This is a genomic window from Mesorhizobium sp. M0587 (assembly GCF_040320945.1).
Lineage (GTDB): Bacteria > Pseudomonadota > Alphaproteobacteria > Rhizobiales > Rhizobiaceae > Mesorhizobium.
On record NZ_JAMYQP010000116.1, the window covers coordinates 1 to 668 of the forward strand.

A 668-nucleotide genomic window follows, 5' to 3' on the forward strand; every position below is an offset into this window, starting at 1 on the left:
CGCTGGGGCTCACCCCCCGCCATCTCGCCTACATCATCTACACCTCGGGCTCCACCGGGACGCCCAAGGGCGTCATGGTCGAGCATCGCGGAGTGGTCAATCTTACAGCATGGCATGTGCAAACGTTTTGTCCGCAACCAGAAACCTGCTGCACACTCACGGCTGCAGTGGCTTTTGACGCCAGCACCTGGGAGCTATGGTCCGCATTATGCAATCGTAGCACATTGCTGCTCCCGCCCAGGGCGGCAGCAGGAGATTCCTCGCGTCTGTTGCAATGGTGGCGTGATCAACCACTGGACGCCGCCTTTCTAGCCACACCGCTGGCTATAACCGCATTGCAAGACGAGCTGGTAAATCCAAAATTGGGACATTTGCTGATCGGCGGTGATCGTCTCCAGCGTGTTCCTTCCCGGATACCGTCTCCTCTCAAGTTGATAAACAACTATGGCCCTACGGAAGTCACCGTTGTGGCAACGTCGGGACGACTTCTCAGTGACAACGCCGTGCCGCATATTGGCCGTCCGATTGCGAACACGCGGGTGTATCTGCTGGACGGTCATGGTGCGCCGGTGCCGTTGGGGGCGGTGGGCGAGCTCTATATCGGCGGGGCCGGGGTTGCGCGCGGCTACCTCAACCGGCCCGAGCTGACGGCCGAGCGGTTCATCGCC

General features: G+C 60.6%; 1 protein-coding gene. It reads left to right on the plus strand.

Annotation, left to right across the window (positions count from 1 at the left end):
• Positions 1 to 668: AMP-binding protein (locus tag NKI49_RS33265; RefSeq protein WP_352695955.1), on the plus strand; the 668-nt coding region annotated here is incomplete at both ends.